Origin of the sequence: Fibrella rubiginis, from assembly GCF_017353185.1 — a bacterium.
In the GTDB taxonomy this organism is placed as follows: Bacteria; Bacteroidota; Bacteroidia; order Cytophagales; family Spirosomataceae; genus Fibrella; species Fibrella rubiginis.
On sequence record NZ_JAFMYV010000007.1, the window covers coordinates 145,836 to 161,481 of the forward strand.

Annotated in this window: 13 protein-coding genes and 1 tRNA gene; 6 read left to right on the forward strand and 8 right to left on the reverse strand. The window is 51.3% G+C overall.

Translation table 11 applies throughout. From position 1 onward, the window contains the following. Both J2I47_RS14915 and J2I47_RS14920 read left to right on the forward strand, forming a co-directional pair. Positions 1-459, forward strand: coding sequence for an energy transducer TonB (locus J2I47_RS14915; RefSeq protein WP_207365391.1), 459 nt, complete (start codon positions 1-3; stop codon positions 457-459). An 81-nt stretch (positions 460-540) separates the two neighbouring features. After that, a complete protein-coding gene (locus tag J2I47_RS14920) occupies positions 541-1,815 on the forward strand; it encodes an aspartate kinase (protein ID WP_207365545.1) in 1,275 nt (424 codons plus the stop codon). Between the two features lie 43 nt (positions 1,816-1,858). On the opposite strand, the gene J2I47_RS14925 is transcribed toward J2I47_RS14920, so the two are convergent. Then, on the reverse strand, positions 1,859-2,893 hold the full coding sequence (locus tag J2I47_RS14925; RefSeq protein ID WP_207365392.1) for a PorP/SprF family type IX secretion system membrane protein: 1,035 nt from the start codon (positions 2,891-2,893) through the stop codon (positions 1,859-1,861). Between the two features lie 303 nt (positions 2,894-3,196). Here J2I47_RS14925 and J2I47_RS14930 point away from each other — a divergent pair, with 303 nt between their 5' ends. Both J2I47_RS14930 and ruvB read left to right on the forward strand, forming a co-directional pair. Further along, positions 3,197-7,258 (forward strand): T9SS type B sorting domain-containing protein, encoded by a 4,062-nt coding sequence (locus J2I47_RS14930; RefSeq protein WP_207365393.1) that lies wholly within the window; start codon positions 3,197-3,199, stop codon positions 7,256-7,258. Between the two features lie 155 nt (positions 7,259-7,413). Next, on the forward strand, positions 7,414-8,442 hold the full coding sequence (gene ruvB / locus J2I47_RS14935; protein WP_207365394.1) for a Holliday junction branch migration DNA helicase RuvB: 1,029 nt from the start codon (positions 7,414-7,416) through the stop codon (positions 8,440-8,442). Positions 8,443-8,612: 170 nt separating this feature from the next. On the opposite strand, the gene J2I47_RS14940 is transcribed toward ruvB, so the two are convergent. From J2I47_RS14940 to J2I47_RS14955, 4 genes are all read right to left on the reverse strand, one after another. After that, positions 8,613-8,915, reverse strand: coding sequence for an ArsR/SmtB family transcription factor (locus tag J2I47_RS14940; protein ID WP_229374618.1), 303 nt, complete (start codon positions 8,913-8,915; stop codon positions 8,613-8,615). Between the two features lie 440 nt (positions 8,916-9,355). After that, positions 9,356-9,697 carry a hypothetical protein gene (locus J2I47_RS14945; RefSeq protein WP_207365395.1) on the reverse strand — a complete coding sequence of 114 codons (342 nt, stop codon included), beginning with the start codon at positions 9,695-9,697 and terminating at the stop codon, positions 9,356-9,358. 87 nt (positions 9,698-9,784) lie between these two features. Continuing rightward, entirely contained in the window at positions 9,785-11,092 is a 1,308-nt protein-coding gene (gene der, locus J2I47_RS14950; protein ID WP_207365396.1) for a ribosome biogenesis GTPase Der, read from the reverse strand. A gap of 107 nt (positions 11,093-11,199) precedes the next feature. Continuing rightward, a complete protein-coding gene (locus J2I47_RS14955) occupies positions 11,200-12,324 on the reverse strand; it encodes a GTP-binding protein (protein WP_207365397.1) in 1,125 nt (374 codons plus the stop codon). Positions 12,325-12,456: 132 nt separating this feature from the next. Between J2I47_RS14955 and J2I47_RS14960 the strand changes: the two genes are divergently transcribed. Both J2I47_RS14960 and J2I47_RS14965 read left to right on the forward strand, forming a co-directional pair. Then, a tRNA-Met gene (locus J2I47_RS14960) sits at positions 12,457-12,529 on the forward strand. 116 nt (positions 12,530-12,645) lie between these two features. Beyond that, positions 12,646-13,506, forward strand: coding sequence for an AbiJ-NTD4 domain-containing protein (locus J2I47_RS14965; RefSeq protein WP_207365398.1), 861 nt, complete (start codon positions 12,646-12,648; stop codon positions 13,504-13,506). Between the two features lie 71 nt (positions 13,507-13,577). Here the strand turns inward: J2I47_RS14965 and J2I47_RS14970 are convergent, their stop codons facing one another. The 3 genes from J2I47_RS14970 to J2I47_RS14980 form a co-directional block, all read right to left on the reverse strand. After that, entirely contained in the window at positions 13,578-14,300 is a 723-nt protein-coding gene (locus tag J2I47_RS14970; RefSeq protein ID WP_207365399.1) for a hypothetical protein, read from the reverse strand. A 103-nt stretch (positions 14,301-14,403) separates the two neighbouring features. Next, entirely contained in the window at positions 14,404-14,856 is a 453-nt protein-coding gene (locus J2I47_RS14975; protein ID WP_207365400.1) for a helix-turn-helix domain-containing protein, read from the reverse strand. Further along, on the reverse strand, positions 14,846-15,283 hold the full coding sequence (locus J2I47_RS14980; RefSeq protein WP_207365401.1) for an ADP-ribosyltransferase family protein: 438 nt from the start codon (positions 15,281-15,283) through the stop codon (positions 14,846-14,848). The genes J2I47_RS14975 and J2I47_RS14980 overlap by 11 nt, the downstream gene beginning before the upstream one ends. Positions 15,284-15,646: the final 363 nt, after the last annotated feature.

A 15,646-nucleotide genomic window follows, 5' to 3' on the forward strand; every position in this document is an offset into this window, starting at 1 on the left:
ATGAAATCGTCATTTCTGTCCTTGCATTGGGTAGGCATACTAGCTATTGTAGTCTGTTTTTCGTGCATTGAAACGGCTGCCACGGCGCAAAAAATGCCCAGACAGACGTACCCGGGCCGTTATTACACATCTGTCGAAAAATTAGCTGAGTTTCCCGGTGGCCGCGACGCCATGCTCCGCTTCATGGCCGAACACATTGAATACCCGTCGTCGCTGGACCGGATGAAGTACAAGACCGGCCCTATGAAAGTGCGCTTTATTGTATCTCCCGACGGCAAGCTCTACGACATCACCGTTGATTCAGTACCGGTGCAGACGGCTGAAGCCCAAAAAGGAATGGATGACTACATCATCAGCATTATCCACGCCATTGAGATCATGCCCCGCTGGAAACCTGCCTTCCTGGACGGAAAACCCGTAGCGCAACTATATACCGTACCTATTCAGGTGGTTGAGTAGCCTAACAGAACGGTTCGCCGCTGTGGCGTTGCTCCGTTTTTATTGAAACGAACGGAGCGTTGCTCCGTTAGACTATGCATGATTAAAATCTTCAAATTCGGCGGGGCTTCTGTGCGCGATGCAGCGGGGGTACGTAATCTGGCTTCGATTCTCCAGTCCTACGCTGGTCAGTCAGTGGGGGTGGTTATTTCGGCGATGGGCAAAACCACCAACGCGCTCGAAACGGTGGTAGACAGCTACTGGGCCGCAAACACCTCAGAGGCGCTGGACCGGTGGACGTTGATAGAAAATAATCACCTGACTGTCAGTGCAGACCTGGGCCTGTCAGCCCAGGAAATAGCCCCCGTACAGACGCATCTGGATCACGTGCGGTCGTTGCTGCAAACACCACCCGTGGGCAGCTATGATCAGGTATATGACCAACTTGTATCGACGGGCGAAATCCTGTCGACGCAACTTGTAACGGCTTATCTGCTTCAGCAGGGGTTACCTGCCCGCTGGACCGATGCCCGTCAGCTGATTCGTACCGATGCCACGTTCCGCGAGGGCCGCGTAGACTGGACGGTGACCGAACAGCAGGTCCGCGCTGCGGTAAATACGGCTCATGGAGAATCGAGCATTTTAATAACGCAGGGATTCATTGGCAGTACCCACACCGGCGAGACCACCACACTGGGACGTGAAGGCTCAGACTACACGGCTGCTATTCTGGCCTATTGCCTGGATGCGCAGGATGTAACGATCTGGAAAGATGTGCCCGGTGTGCTCAACGCTGACCCCAAATATTTCGACGATACCGTGCTGTTAACGGCCCTGACGTATCAGGATGCCACCGAACTAGCCTATTATGGTGCAACGGTCATTCACCCGAAAACGATTAAACCGCTGCAAAACAAGGGCATCCCACTCTACGTACGCTCCTTTCTGCAACCCACGCAGCCCGGTACCGTAGTGGGTGTGGCCGACGTGCCTACGCCCGTAGCGTCATTTATTTTCAAGGTCAACCAGTGGCTCATTTCGCTGCACCCCACCGATTTCTCATTCATTACGGAAGATAACCTCAGTCTGATTTTTGGTGAGGTGGCCGCGGCAGGTCTGAAAATTAACCTGATGCAGCAGACCGCGCTCAACTTCTCCTTTGTGGTCGATAACCGCCCCGACCGAATCGAAACGCTGTTTACAGCCTTGCGCCCGCACTTCCGCGTCAACTACAACGAGGGCCTTGAACTCATCACAATCCGCTATTACAACCAGGCCACCATAGACCGCGTGCTGATAGGCAAGACCCTGCTGTTGGAACAAAAAAGCCGCACAACCGTGCAGCTTGTGGTAAGAGAAAAATCGTCTGTTGGCTGACGCTAGCGTCAGCCAACAGACGATTACTTATTCTCCATATCCCCTAGAACTTGGGACAGGACAACTCGCCTTTGCGCTGTTTGTAGCGGGGGGAGCGGCCTTCGGGGCGGTCGAAAATGTAGGAGATTGAGATTTCGTGCGAACCGCCAGAGGCAAAACCCAGCGTTGAGATGGTGGCATCGTAGCTGTAGCCAATCGAAAACTTGTCGGCACGGTAGCCAATCAGGCCCGCCAGCGCGTCGTGGTTGTTAATCCGCTGATCGTATTTTTTAAATGGAATCCCCCGGTAATACGCGCCAATCGTGATGGGTGAATAGGTAAGGTAGGCCCCCAAATCGAGCTGATCGTAGTTGCCCTGAAACTTATAATACACCACCGGCGAGAAACTGATCTCGCGTTCCAGTTCGTCGCCCCGGCCTGTGAATCCGTTCAACGGAATGCGCAACCCAGCCTGGAAACTGCCTTTTACGGGCAACCGGCTTGAATTTTTAACGAAAAAGCTTTGGTCAGGTCGGTTAATGTGGTGTGCCGATACGCCCACCCAAAACCAGTCGGAGTAGAACAGGCCACCAGTTGAGAAGTCGACGTACTTGTTGGTGGGCGAGCCGCCCAGCACTACTGCGTCGGTGGTTTTGTCGCGGATAAGGCCCTGCGAAGAAAACTGGTCGCCGAAGGTGAGACCAAAATAGTTAACGTTGCGGTTTACGTAGCTTGCCTGTACGCCCAGACGAACAAAAGATGCCTCGCCTACCTGAAACTGATAAGCATATTGCCCGGCCAGTTCGGTGCTCTGCACAGCCCCCTGCCCCTGATTGTCGCTCACCAGCATGAGCCCAATGCCACTATTCAGCTTGGAAATGTAATGGTCGATGCCTACTACGGTGGTTACGTAGTTAGTAATGGCGGGCCATTGGTTACGGTAGTTGATGGTAGCACGCGGGGCCAGCGCCGAGCCGGCAAAGGCTGGATTCAGGTATTGGGGCGCCGCGTAGAACTGGGTAAATTGAGGGTCCTGTGCCCACACCGACCCCATGCTGAGCAACAGCAGAAGCACAAGGAGAGTATACTGTTTAGCCATAGGTAGAAGGCAGCGCAAATTCATTGCCAAACGAGCGAATTGATTAAAGATAACAGGCAGCGAATGGATACGTACCCCTCGTCAATGAATGAACCGGGCCGTGGGTAAATCCGCGTAAAGATGCCGGTTTGGACCGTAAAATTTTACTCGCTGGCATTCGTTTATACTAACGTAACGTGTCTGTTGTCTGTTATACGGATTACCGACTTTCGTTTTAAGCAACAAATGGTACTGCACACTCAACTTATACGTTCTAACTGGTTGTGGGCTGTTTTGTGGCTGCTGACGGGTTTGTCGGTCAGCATGGCACAAATACCCCGTGGCGTGGTGGTTCCCCGCAAAATATGCGTACCCGATTTAAGCTGTAAAACAGCCGACTCGATTGTGATCAGCGATGTGCTTGCGGCTACCGAAGTGGCGTCGTCAAGCTGGACAGTGGTTGGCGGCACCCTTAGCACCGGCGGCACGTCTACTACGGGAAGCACCATCAACGTGTCGTTTGCTACGCCAGGAGTAAAACAGTTTACGCTTCTTCGGAAATTCAAAAACGGCACCGACACTACCTATTCTTTTCCTATCAACGTAGGTGACCGCCCCCCGCAGTTTACGGGCTGGCGGCATGACACCACTATTTGTAAAGGCGACAAAATTGTACTGAACCCTTATCAGTCCGGGCCTACACCGTCGGGGGTTATTTACCGCTGGTTTCCTAAAGGCGACTCCACTCAGACCATTCGGGTCGACAGTTCAGGCTGTTACTCGGTCGAAGTATCCTACAAAGACGGCTGTAGTACTCAGGATCGGATCTACGTCGATGTGTGCGGGGAACAGCCTCAGAAACAGGGTGTCAAATGGTTTTTTGGTGGAAATGCGGGCCTCGATTTTCAGGGCGGTTCGCCCAAAGCACTTGATAACGGCAAGCTGAATACCATTGAGGGCACTTCATCCATTGCCGACACTAAAGGCAAACTGCTGTTTTATACCGACGGTATCTCGGTCTATGATCGAAATGGCAACAAGATGCCCTCGCTGATTCCCAATGACACGACCAAGCTGGGGGGCAACATACGGTCTACACAGTCGGCGCTGATTGTGCCAAAGCCGGTCTGTAATGGCTGTGACTACCTCTATTATGTGTATACCACCGCCGAGATTCGGGGCACGCGCCAACTCACCTACAGCGTAGTCGACATGCGGTATAATAAAGGTAATGGGGCCATTATCGACCGGAACATTCCAGTGGGAGGTACCACACCCAGCACTGAGCGGTCGGCCTCGGTACGCAACGACCGCGATACTACTTACTGGGCTATCACCCACGACTATGGAACCAACTGTTTCAGAGTCAACCATTTGACGAGAGCAGAGAGTGCCACGGCCGCTACTTATTGCGTGGGCACTGCGCACGACACGCCGCAAAAAGGCGAGGGACAAATGAAAGTTGGCCCCGCCACCGACACGACCAACAAAGGGCAGCGTCCGTTGGCTGTGGTCATTCCCGGCGACACGACCAAGGGTAAGGAAACCCACAACTTTGTGGAACTGCTGAACTTCAACGACTCAACCGGTAAAGTAACCGAGCCTCTCCGACGGATAGACCTTGGCCCCGCACCGCCCAAAGCTTATGGCGTCGAGTTTTCGCCCGATGGTAAAACACTCTACGTTAGTATGCTGGCCGACACCAATGCCAATGGTTCGTTGAAGGGGCTATCCTACATACTGCGTTATGACCTTACCCAGCCGTCTGACTCGCTTATAAAAAGCTCGAAGACAGTTGTCGACAGCAGCAGCACGCGGCAGTATGGTTCGCTGCAGGTAGCGCCCGACGGCAAAATCTACGTGGCCATCAAAGACAACCCATCGCTGGGTGTGATCCTGAACCCGAACGGTGGCCTGCTCGACAGCCTGAAATTCCAGGCCGACGGTATCAATCTGGGCGGCAAGATTAGCCAGTTGGGGCTGCCAAACCAGGTCGCTAACTTCAACGAGAAATCAAACAGCCCTGGTTTGGCCGTGAGCGACACCTGCGCCGGGCAGCCTACTACGTTCCAGATCACACCCAACTGCCAGAAACTCAAAGAGCAGTACACGCTCAATTTTGGCGATGGCAGCGCGCCCAAGTCATTTACGCAGGCATCGCCGCAGGTGCATACTTACACCAACCCCGGTTCCTACACGGCCACGCTCCGTATCCTGACAAAACGGGCCGACGGTGGTATCTGCAAAGACACGCTGGTGAAAGCCCCCATCACGATCCTGGCCGTACCCGACACAGTAAAGCTGGGGCCGGATGTAGAGGTATGCGATCTGCGCGGTAAACTGCTCGACATTGGCGTGAAGGCTAAATTCTACATCTGGCTGTATAACAGGCGGGTGGTAGCCCGGACCAAAACCTTCCAGGCTTATCGATCCGGTGAATATATTGGCCTGGCGGCAAATGGAGGCTGTTTCAACGGCGATACCATCAGGTTGCTGTTCCGCATACCGCAGCGCCTGAACCTCGGCCCCGATACGTCCTATTGTCAGGGCAGAACCTATGCGCTGAGTGTACCCCAAAAAGCATTCAACACCTTTGCCTGGAGTACTGGCGAAACCTCGGCCACCATTGCCGTGGGCAAACCAGGAGCCTATTCGGTAACGGGTTCGTACAAAATTGGCGACGTCACCTGCGTAGCCCGCGACACGATCAACATTGCTCAGCGCAACAACCCAACGCTGACCGCCGCGCTGACAAACCCTGCCGGCTGTACCACCGTTGACGGGGCTATCGCGCTGACGCCCAGCCCGGCAGGTTCGTTTGTGTATTCGTGGACAACCATTGCCGGAACGCCCATTTCAACCTCCACCAGTTCGGCGTCGGCGCTGACGCAGGGTGACTACCGGGTTAGAGCCACCGACATATTCACCTGTTACCGCGACAGTACGTTTGCCCTGCGAACAAAAGTGCCTCCGTTGCAGCTAACCACACAGGCCACGCCGCAGCAGTGTGATAAACCGGGCAGTGGCAGCGCTACGCTTGGGGTGTCGGGTGGGGTGCCGATACTGTATGAGTGGCGCGATAAGGCAGGAAATATAGTGAGTACAACAGCTTCATTGTCAGGCGTTTCGGCGGGCGTATACAGTGTTTCCGTGGCTGATAATCTGGGGTGCGTTTCGTCGCTTTCGGCGGTGCCAATTGGTCTGAACACGGTAGTTGCGCTTGATCTGGGACCAGATCGAAGCAAATGCTTGGGCGATACTGTACTGCTACTGAGTCCTGCCGTAGCAGGTGGTACCTACCGCTGGAGTAATGGGGTTACGAGCAGTTCCAACGGCGTAAACACGTCGGGTACGTATTCACTCACGCTGACAAATACGGCCAACGGCTGCGTGGGCACCGATGCTGTGGCGGTGCAGTTTGTGGCTAAACCCAGTGTGTCGGCGGGTAATAACCTGTCGCTCTGTCTGGGTGCGCCGGGGTCGCTCACCTCGCTGCAACTGTCGGGCAGTAGTCCCGGAGGGGGCATCTGGTCGGGGCCGAATGTCGACCCGGGTGGGCAGTTCACCCCGTCGCCGGCGTTGATCGGTCAAACCATTACGCTGACCTATTCCGTGACGGCCAATGGCTGCGCTAATTCGGCACCGAGACAGGTGGCGTTGAAGCCAACCCCCGTAGTCACGCCCCTGACCGACCTCACCTTCTGCGAGGGCGCTGGCCGGACGGTACAGGCCACCGGATCGCCAGGGGCCGTATTCCGCTGGTCTGATGGTACGCAGGGATCCCTGCTGCGGCCCACCCAGACAGGGCGTTATGTGGTCATTGTTGATCTGGCGGGCTGCGAACAAACCGACGATGTGCAGGTGACGGTTGATCCTGCGCCGCGCTTCTCGCTCACCCGCGAGGCCGTTATTTGTGTGGGCGACCGGCAGCAGGCGCAGCTTCGTGTCGTGCCCCAATCACCGAATCAGACTGTTCGATGGACCACCACCGGCGAGTCGACGACGGCTATTACGGTAGGGTCGGTAGGGACGTATTCGGTGGTGGTGACTGGCAGTAACGGTTGCGTAGCCAGTGACGCCGCTCGTGTGGTTGACCTCTGCGAACCACGCCTGCAGACGCCCAATGCCTTCTCGCCAAATGGCGATGGTAACAACGATAAATTTGGTCCGCTCTATGCCTATACCACTGATCTGGAAGTACGGATTTATAACCGCTGGGGCGAAGTAATTTTTGCCAGTACACCCGATAAACCCGACTGGGACGGCACCTACAAAGGCGAACCCGTTCAGTCGATGGTATACCCGTATGTGATCAGCTACCGAAGTCAGTATTTCCCCGAACGGCCCGCTGTGGTAAAACGAGGCAGTGTGTTGTTATTGAGGTAGGAGAAAAGCAGGAGGGAGGAAAGGAGAAAAGGGTTGCTGACGTGAAAAAACCTGCGTCGGCGACCCTTTTCTCCTTTCCTCCCTCCTGCTTTTCTGCATTTTTCTTCGTATCTTTGAATAGGTCAGGGTAATTGCTAATGGCCTGATAATCAACAATGCGAAAAGATTTTATGACCGGTTCGGGCGATGGAATGTCGACTTCTGAGAAGGAGATCGAACGGGCGCTTCGGCCATTATCATTCGAGGATTTTACGGGGCAGGCCAAGGTGCTTGAAAACCTGGAAGTGTTTGTGAAAGCTGCCATGCAACGGGGCGACGCCCTCGATCACGTGCTGCTCCACGGCCCTCCTGGTTTGGGCAAAACCACCCTCTCGCACATCATCTCCAATGAGCTTGGGGCCAACATAAAAATGACCTCCGGCCCCGTGCTCGACAAGCCCAGCGATCTGGCAGGGTTGCTCACCAACCTCCAGCAAAACGACGTGCTCTTCATCGACGAAATACACCGGCTCAACCCTATCGTGGAAGAGTATCTGTATTCGGCTATGGAAGATTACAAGATCGACATCATGCTCGATTCGGGGCCAAATGCCCGGTCGGTACAGATCAAGCTCAACCCCTTCACGCTCATTGGCGCCACAACGCGCGCGGGCATGCTCACGGCTCCCCTGCGCGCCCGGTTTGGCATCAGCGCCCGGCTGGAATATTATGATGCCAAATTGCTTACCGGTATCATTCAGCGGTCGGCGGGTATTTTAGGAACGCCCATCAATGAACAGGGCGCGTTTGAGATTGCCCGCCGTAGCCGGGGTACACCGCGTATTGCCAACAACCTGCTGCGCCGCACCCGCGACTTTGCTCAGGTGCGCGGTAACGGCGTCATCGACATTGCCATTGCCGAAATTGCGCTCAGTGCCCTTGAGGTCGATCAGCACGGTCTCGACGAGATGGACAACCGGATCCTGATGACTATTGTCGAGAAATTTAAAGGCGGTCCCGTGGGCCTGTCGACCATTGCTACGGCCTGCGGCGAAGAATCGGAGACTATTGAAGAAGTGTATGAGCCGTTCCTGATTCAGGAAGGTTTTCTAAAGCGTACCTCGCGCGGCCGGGAGGCTACTGAAAAGGCTTATTTCCACCTTGGTGTAGTGCCTAACTACAAGAACGGCGAGCTATTTGCCTAGTCTTTATTGTTTCGAAGCAGAAGGGGTCCACTTTTTTATGGCTGGCTTGAGCAATAGGAAAACAGACCGCTTCTGCTTATGAATAATAGGTCCGGGTGACGGAGTTACAAACAAAGAGGCCCGTCTTCACTACGAAGACGGGCCTCTTTGTTTGTACTAGCAACAATCGATTATGCCAGAATTTTACTCTTGTAAATACATTCGATGATCTCAGCTACGGCGTTATCGACCAGGAAATAGTAGATGTTTTTGCCGCTGCGCCTGATTTCCAGAATGCCTTTGTCGCGCATGTTAATGAGGTGATGCGAAATCAGTGACTGCTCGGCGTGGAGGTTTTTGTATATCGTTGAGACATTCAACTCCTTGTTTTCGTGCAACATCTGAATAATCTTAATCCTCAATGGGTGGGCTACTGCCTTAAGCACGTAGGCCGCTTTTTCAATCTTCTTGTCATTTTCCATACTGTCTGTCATTTCGGCTGTTTTTCAAGCCATTAAGATACCGGTTATTGACGTAGCCTACTTAAAAGTTCAGCCGTTTATTGTGCCTAATTTATTTAAAGGGCCATATGTTCGTCTGTTCGTTACATTATTTACAAACGAGTGATCTAACTGCGTGAAAATTAAGCGAATAGAGAAAGTAGAATAATGACCGCTTAATAAATATGAGTACCGATAGCAACACCGATACAATAAAAAACAGCACACACTACTCAGCAGAATTCACTAGAACGCCGGCAAACATATCAATAAATGCTCCTATATAGAACGTATTAATAGCAATATGATGTATACCCAGTTGCTATATAGACTAATATTAGTTGTCTCATTGTTTAATTAACTTGGCTATTAGCTTTGACCTTCAGCCTGTTAGTGAGATGAAGGCCGGGCATGGCTGGCGAATAATCTGTGAATTACCGCGCTCGGGTGCTGTCTTTACTGGTGGTGCTCTTGGCGCACAATTGGGGCCGAGTCGGTTGCGGGTGGTGGGCTGGTGGTAGGCGTATACGGATACGGCCACCAGCTGACTTTACCCGGTCGTTGTCCGGTTTCTGTTTAGCGCAGGCAATGATCTGTGTAGCGGGGGGGTATTCCCAGGCCTGGTCTTTGGCTACAACGCCGAAATCACCGGCGACTTCAACGACAACGAACCCTGCTTTCTCAGTGCGGCCCAGCAGCAGGGCAGGTGCCTCTTGTGGTTCAAAATTGACCCCACAAAAGAGGTGGTTTTGGAGTAAAGGGAATGGACAATGCATAATGTACAATGAACAATGGCTTCGCGCTCTGATAGATTCAACTTGCGGAGCCATTGTTCATTGTACATTATGCATTGTCCATTAGTTTTATTTCTGTCGGAAAAATAACGTCAGCGGGACGCCATCGAAACCGAAGTGATCGCGGAGTTTATTTTCCAGGAAACGTTCATACGATTCTTTGATGTACTGCGGCAAATTGCAGAAGAAAATAAACGTCGGTGAGGGAGTGGGCACCTGAAGCATGTACTTGATCTTCACGTGTTTACCCTTCAACGCTGGTGGTGGATACGCCTCTATTTCGGGCTGCATCAACTCGTTTATTTTCGACGTTGGAATCTTCTTTGTTTTATTCTCATACACCTCCATTGCCTTTTCCATCACCTGAAAAATGCGCTGCTTTTCGTGTACCGATGTGAAAATCACGGGCAGGTAATCAATGGGGGCCAAACGCTGGAGCATTTCTTTTTTCCAGACATCAGCCGTGCGGTGATCTTTCTCTACGGCATCCCATTTATTCACCATCAGCACTACACCTTTTTTGGCTTTAATAGCCTGCCCAATAATGGTCATGTCCTGGCTTTCCATGCCCCGTGTGGCGTCGAGCATGATAATGCATACGTCCGACTCCTCCATGGCCTTGATTGTGCGCAGCGTCGAATAGAATTCGATGTTGTCGCTCACGCGGGCCTTGCGGCGCAAACCGGCGGTATCGGTCAGGATCAGGTCCTGGCCAAAGGCTTTGTAGCGGGTGTTGATCGAATCGCGGGTAGTACCGGCAATATCGGTTACGATAGTGCGCTCTCGGCCCAGCAGCGTATTAACAAACGATGACTTACCCACATTGGGGCGACCAATGATAGCGATGCGTGGAATACCTGCATCTGGGTCTTCCACGTCTTCCGACGGAAAGTGCTTAATAACTTCATCGAGCAAGTCACCTGTACCTGAGCCAGTTTGAGCCGAAATGGGGTACGGGTCACCCATGCCGAACGAATAAAATTCGGATGCGGCCTGCATACGGTCGGTGGTTTCGGCTTTGTTGGCCACAACGAAAACGGGCTTTTTCGAGCGGCGCAGCACATTGGCAAAATCTTCGTCGAGTCCCGTAACCCCGGTCATGCAATCAACCACAAACAGAATCACCGTGGCTTCGTCGATAGCGATTTCGACCTGCTCACGGATAGCCTCTTCAAAGACATCTTCCGACCCCACCACATACCCGCCGGTGTCGATAACGGTAAAAAAATGGTTGGTCCACTCGGCCCGCCCATAGTGCCGGTCGCGCGTTACGCCCGACTGGTTATCCATAATGGCCTGACGCTGCTCGATCAACCGATTAAACAGCGTTGACTTACCCACATTCGGGCGGCCTACAATTGCGACAATGTTTGACATTTTTTTAAAGGAGGAAAGGGAGGAACGGAGGAAGGGGAGGAAAGAGGCTAAGGGGTTGTGCATCCCTTTCCTCCTTTCTCCCGTTCCTTCCTTTCCTCCTCTCTTATTTATTCGTCATAGCCCAACCGCCGGAGCATGCGCTCTTTCTGGCGCCAGTCGGGTTCTACTTTGACGTGTGTTTCTAAAAAGACTTTTTTACCGAAGAAGCGTTCCAATTCTTCACGGGCCATAATGCCCGTTTTCTTGATCATGTTACCTTTTTCACCCAACAGAATGGCCCGTTGGGTGGGGCGTTCTACCAGAATCTCGGCAGAGATCACCAACATGTCTTCGCGGTCTTTGAACCCGGTAATAACCACTTCCGAGCTGTAGGGCACTTCTTTCTTATAATTCAGAAAGATTTTCTCCCGGATCATCTCCGACGCAAAGAAGCGTTCGGGCTTGTCGGTCAGTTCATCTTCCGGAAAATACGGCGGATGAACCGGCAGGTAGCGCACGATATCGTCGAACAGCCGATCCAGGTTAAACCCGTTCAGCGCCGAAATCGGAATGATCTCGGTAGCCTTGCGAGGGCCGGAAGGCTCGGCTTCGGCAACAGGTTGCTCGGTGAGGTCAACGTCGGTCAGGTCATCTTCGTCAATCAGGCTACCGTCTTCGTTGAAACGGAGCGAGTCTTCGTCAGGAATTCCTTCCTCCTTTCCTCCTTTCTCCCCTTCCTCCAGAACAGCATACCCACCCACGCTAAAGTGCTCTTCCCAATACCGGATCTTCTCCTCTACCTGTTCGGGCGAGGCCTGATCGATCTTGTTGATAAGCAGGATAATGGGCACGTTGGCGTATTTAAGCCGCTTGATCACGTCGTCTTCGTCGTGTTGCTCGAAGATGTCGGTCACAAACAAAATCACGTCTGCGTCTTCCAGCGACCCGCGCACGAAACTCATCATCGACTCATGGAGCTTGTATTTGGGTTGAATAATACCCGGCGTGTCGGAGTAAACGAGCTGAAAGGGTTGCCCGTTGTGGTTGCCGTTGAGGATGCCCATGATCCGGTGGCGGGTGGTCTGGGCTTTTGAGGTGATGATTGAGAGGCGTTCGCCAATCAATTGATTCATGAGGGTCGATTTACCGACGTTCGGCTTACCGACGATGCTCACGAACCCGGCCCGAAAATCGGGAGCGGGCGGGGCACCCGGACTTAGGTCTCCGGGTGGTTGTATGTCAGGTGATCCCATATTGGTCTAATAACCAATGGCTTTGAGGTGAAGGCCATGCCTTATGTTTCACAACGGAAGGCGGCCAGAAAAATATTTTTACAAAGGTACTTGATTTTATCCAAAGTTGCCGTACATTTGCACTCCCAACATCGCGGGATGGAGCAGTTGGTAGCTCGTTGGGCTCATAACCCAAAGGTCGCTGGTTCGAGTCCAGCTCCCGCTACAAAGCAAACCCCTAATTATCTAACTATCAGGTAATTAGGGGTTTCTCTTTTTGTGCTGGGGACGGATTCGGGGACGGATTCCGGTTTTTTATGTCTTATTAACCTACATCGCAATATGACATTTTCGCAGCGTATGGGCCTGAAGCCAGTACGGTCAATGATTCAGAGAGAAAGTGCAGACATGGCACTGAGAAATTTTCTTTGGAATGCTTTGAGCATGTTCTATTTCAGGAAGTTTAGAGGCCCAGTAGTCATGACAGAAAAGAGCACGAACGCTCTCATAACCAAGATTTGGGTCAGGCATTATAAAGCGCGAATAGACGAAATACCTTATGATGCTGAAAGTATCACCGAAAGGTTGAAAATTGACTTTATTAATGGTAAATGGAATGAAATGTTTGACATACTAGAGTTTATGCCAAATAACTACAATGAGACCGACAGTTATGATGACCCTATTAATGAGATTAACGAACAATTCTTTTCTTTCACAAACGATACCTTAAAAGAACATCTTTCAGCGTATCGGTTTGTTGGTGGGATGATTATAGAAATCACATCTGAAGAAGAGATAGCATCTATTGAGGATACACTCAAAGATACCGATACAGCAAGCCTCAAGCCTATATATATTCACCTGCGCAGAGCACTGGAGCTTTTCGCGGATAGAGATAATCCCGACTACCGCAATTCGATCAAAGAGTCAGTGAGTTCGGTCGAATCGTTATCGAAAGTGATAACTCAAGACCCTAAAGCAACATTAGGGCAAGCTTTGAATGAAATAGAAAAAAAGCACGAGTTACATCCGGCCTTGAAGAAGTCATTTTCTAGTTTATACGGGTATACCAGTGATACAGATGGTATTAGGCACGCTTTATTAGAGGAATCAACCCTTAAGCAGGAGGATGCAAAATTTATGTTGGTGGCATGTAGTGCTTTCGTAAATTATCTTCTAGTTAAAACTGCTGAATCTTAGCAATTTTCAGATCGTTGCTTGGCAAATTCGCATACTCGCCTACGACTAAGAGATTCGGCAATTTATTTGGGTTATCTACTTCCTCTATTTAAAAGGTCTTCATAGAGTTCAGGAATTACAAAGTTCAAAAAATTTTGACCTAAAGAAGTAATTCGATGCTTTCTTTCTGTCTTTATAACTGCCCCCCTGTGACGATCTTCAACCATCTTGGCAGTATCCTCATACTCCAGTAACCGCTGAGATTCCATTTCGGATATGAAACCTTTCCAATCGTTATATCTATTTACGTTTGCGTAGAAATTAGTTCTTCCGGTAGAAATTAAAATAGACGTGATTGTTTCAAGATGATGTACTTGAACGTATTCTATAAATACAATCAAATCCAAAAAATCAGGTTTTTGAATTTGATTTTTGATATAGGCTCTAAAAGCATTGGCCATTAGTATTGCCTTATCAAATGTGTCATACCGATCTAAATATATAATGATCTTTTCACCAAGTTTTTGTTTTTCCGTTTCGTTCCCTTCATATGAAGCCCAGAACTTTATTTTATCCTCCGTCGGGATGGATTCCAATTCGGAAATAAAGTAATTAAGTTTTCTAAAGAATATACGGTCTTTTATTCCTGAAAAAACATTGTATACTTTGAAAAATGACCCGGCAATAGGTAAATCTTTTAAAATGCCTTCCTTCATCTGACTATCGGCAATAACCTCAAGCGAATCTGCAATTAGCTCCATTAAAGGGTCACTAGAAGAGTTAGAATCACGTAGTTTAGATTTCTCTTTTGCCATTGGGTTAGAAGCCCTTATCGAGCCTATTGGTTTTGTTGATGGGCCGTTCTATGCCCGAACATACACAAAAAAGCCCCGACGTATCGCCAGGGCTGTGTTGCTGTTAGAGCTTCTCTCTGAACTCGATATGTAGCTCACCGCCCAGCGCCGTGAACAGGTCGCCCAATGTCTTTAGTCCCAGCTTGCGGCTCCCCTGTTCGATGTTGCCGATGACCTGAGCCGGGTAACCAATGGCTTCGCCTAGCTGTGTTTGGGTCATGCCCTTCCAGCGCCGAAGTCCTGCAATGAGCGCGGGCATCTGATCTGCGGTGTTCGACAGCCTGAACCCTTCGCCGGCGGTCCCGCGTCCGGGTATCACTTCGCCGGGTAGTTCTATTTCTTCCTCTTCAATTGAAAATGTCTCCTCACTGTCGGTGGGGGGCGTTATTCCGGTCCCGGCTGACTGCATCCGGTCACCTAATGTGCTGGCTGGTGTTGTGGTGGCTGCTGGCTGGTGTTGTTCTGATACCATTGTAAAGGCCGGACTATCGGCTCCGGCTCCGTGGTTATACTTCATTTGCTTCAATCTCAACGGCCACGATCTGGCCGGCAACCTTCACCGTCTTTAGCCGCCTGATGCGTAGGTTCAGGGCTGGCAAAAACAGCGTTTCAGCCTCGCGTGGCGCATCACTGTAGACCGCAATGTCCCGGCCTGTTTTACCCTCAATGGTCAACCGAACGTTACCGCCAAACTTAAGGGCTACAGGCTGTAACCGGCTGGCACTGGAAAAGGCGGCAAAGGTGAGCACCGGGCTACGTTTGATCTGTTCGACGTACTGCTCGATGTTGTCAACCGTGAAGGTCCGGTAGCTTGTGCCGGGCATCATAGGCAAGGCGGCTACAGCATTAAACAGGGTCTTGGCCTGCTCGGTGGCAATACCTTGTAACAGGTTGCGGTTGATCGGTCGGTACGCCTCGCGGGTGTAGTCGGTAATAATCTGCATGATTTGTCTCCGATAGTTCACCTCGGTAGCGGGCTTTCAACTATGACCAAAGATAATACAAAAATATATTAGAAACAAGTCGGCTGATCAAAAGAACCCCGGCTATGTGTCGGGGTTCGTGCATTATAGCCTGACAAGTACTTACTGCTGGTAGTACTCTAGCTCAGTGATGGCCTCGAATAACAGGGCCTTTAACTGGCTGTTGATCACCTCATCTTCTGCCAACCATCCGGCGCAATGGTTGGACGTACTGGTTTACTCAATGGTCTATTCTCTACAACAGGCAAATAATCTCCTGCTCTTGCCTGCTGTTGAAAAGGCATGTAATCTGCTCTTTGTCTACCTCGATTTTGGAGACACATG

What these genes read in the sequence shown, in the direction of transcription:
- J2I47_RS14940 (WP_229374618.1), bottom strand. Translation starts at nt 8,915, where the DNA reads ATGACAGACAGTATGGAAAATGACAAGAAGATTGAAAAAGCGGCCTAC.
- J2I47_RS14980 (WP_207365401.1), bottom strand. Translation starts at nt 15,283, where the DNA reads ATGCAGATTATTACCGACTACACCCGCGAGGCGTACCGACCGATCAAC.
- ruvB (WP_207365394.1), top strand. Translation starts at nt 7,414, where the DNA reads ATGCGAAAAGATTTTATGACCGGTTCGGGCGATGGAATGTCGACTTCT.
- J2I47_RS14970 (WP_207365399.1), bottom strand. Translation starts at nt 14,300, where the DNA reads ATGGCAAAAGAGAAATCTAAACTACGTGATTCTAACTCTTCTAGTGAC.
- der (WP_207365396.1), bottom strand. Translation starts at nt 11,092, where the DNA reads ATGTCAAACATTGTCGCAATTGTAGGCCGCCCGAATGTGGGTAAGTCA.
- J2I47_RS14965 (WP_207365398.1), top strand. Translation starts at nt 12,646, where the DNA reads ATGACATTTTCGCAGCGTATGGGCCTGAAGCCAGTACGGTCAATGATT.
- J2I47_RS14915 (WP_207365391.1), top strand. Translation starts at nt 1, where the DNA reads ATGAAATCGTCATTTCTGTCCTTGCATTGGGTAGGCATACTAGCTATT.
- J2I47_RS14955 (WP_207365397.1), bottom strand. Translation starts at nt 12,324, where the DNA reads ATGGGATCACCTGACATACAACCACCCGGAGACCTAAGTCCGGGTGCC.
- J2I47_RS14975 (WP_207365400.1), bottom strand. Translation starts at nt 14,856, where the DNA reads ATGAAGTATAACCACGGAGCCGGAGCCGATAGTCCGGCCTTTACAATG.
- J2I47_RS14930 (WP_207365393.1), top strand. Translation starts at nt 3,197, where the DNA reads ATGGCACAAATACCCCGTGGCGTGGTGGTTCCCCGCAAAATATGCGTA.
- J2I47_RS14945 (WP_207365395.1), bottom strand. Translation starts at nt 9,697, where the DNA reads ATGCATTGTCCATTCCCTTTACTCCAAAACCACCTCTTTTGTGGGGTC.
- J2I47_RS14925 (WP_207365392.1), bottom strand. Translation starts at nt 2,893, where the DNA reads ATGGCTAAACAGTATACTCTCCTTGTGCTTCTGCTGTTGCTCAGCATG.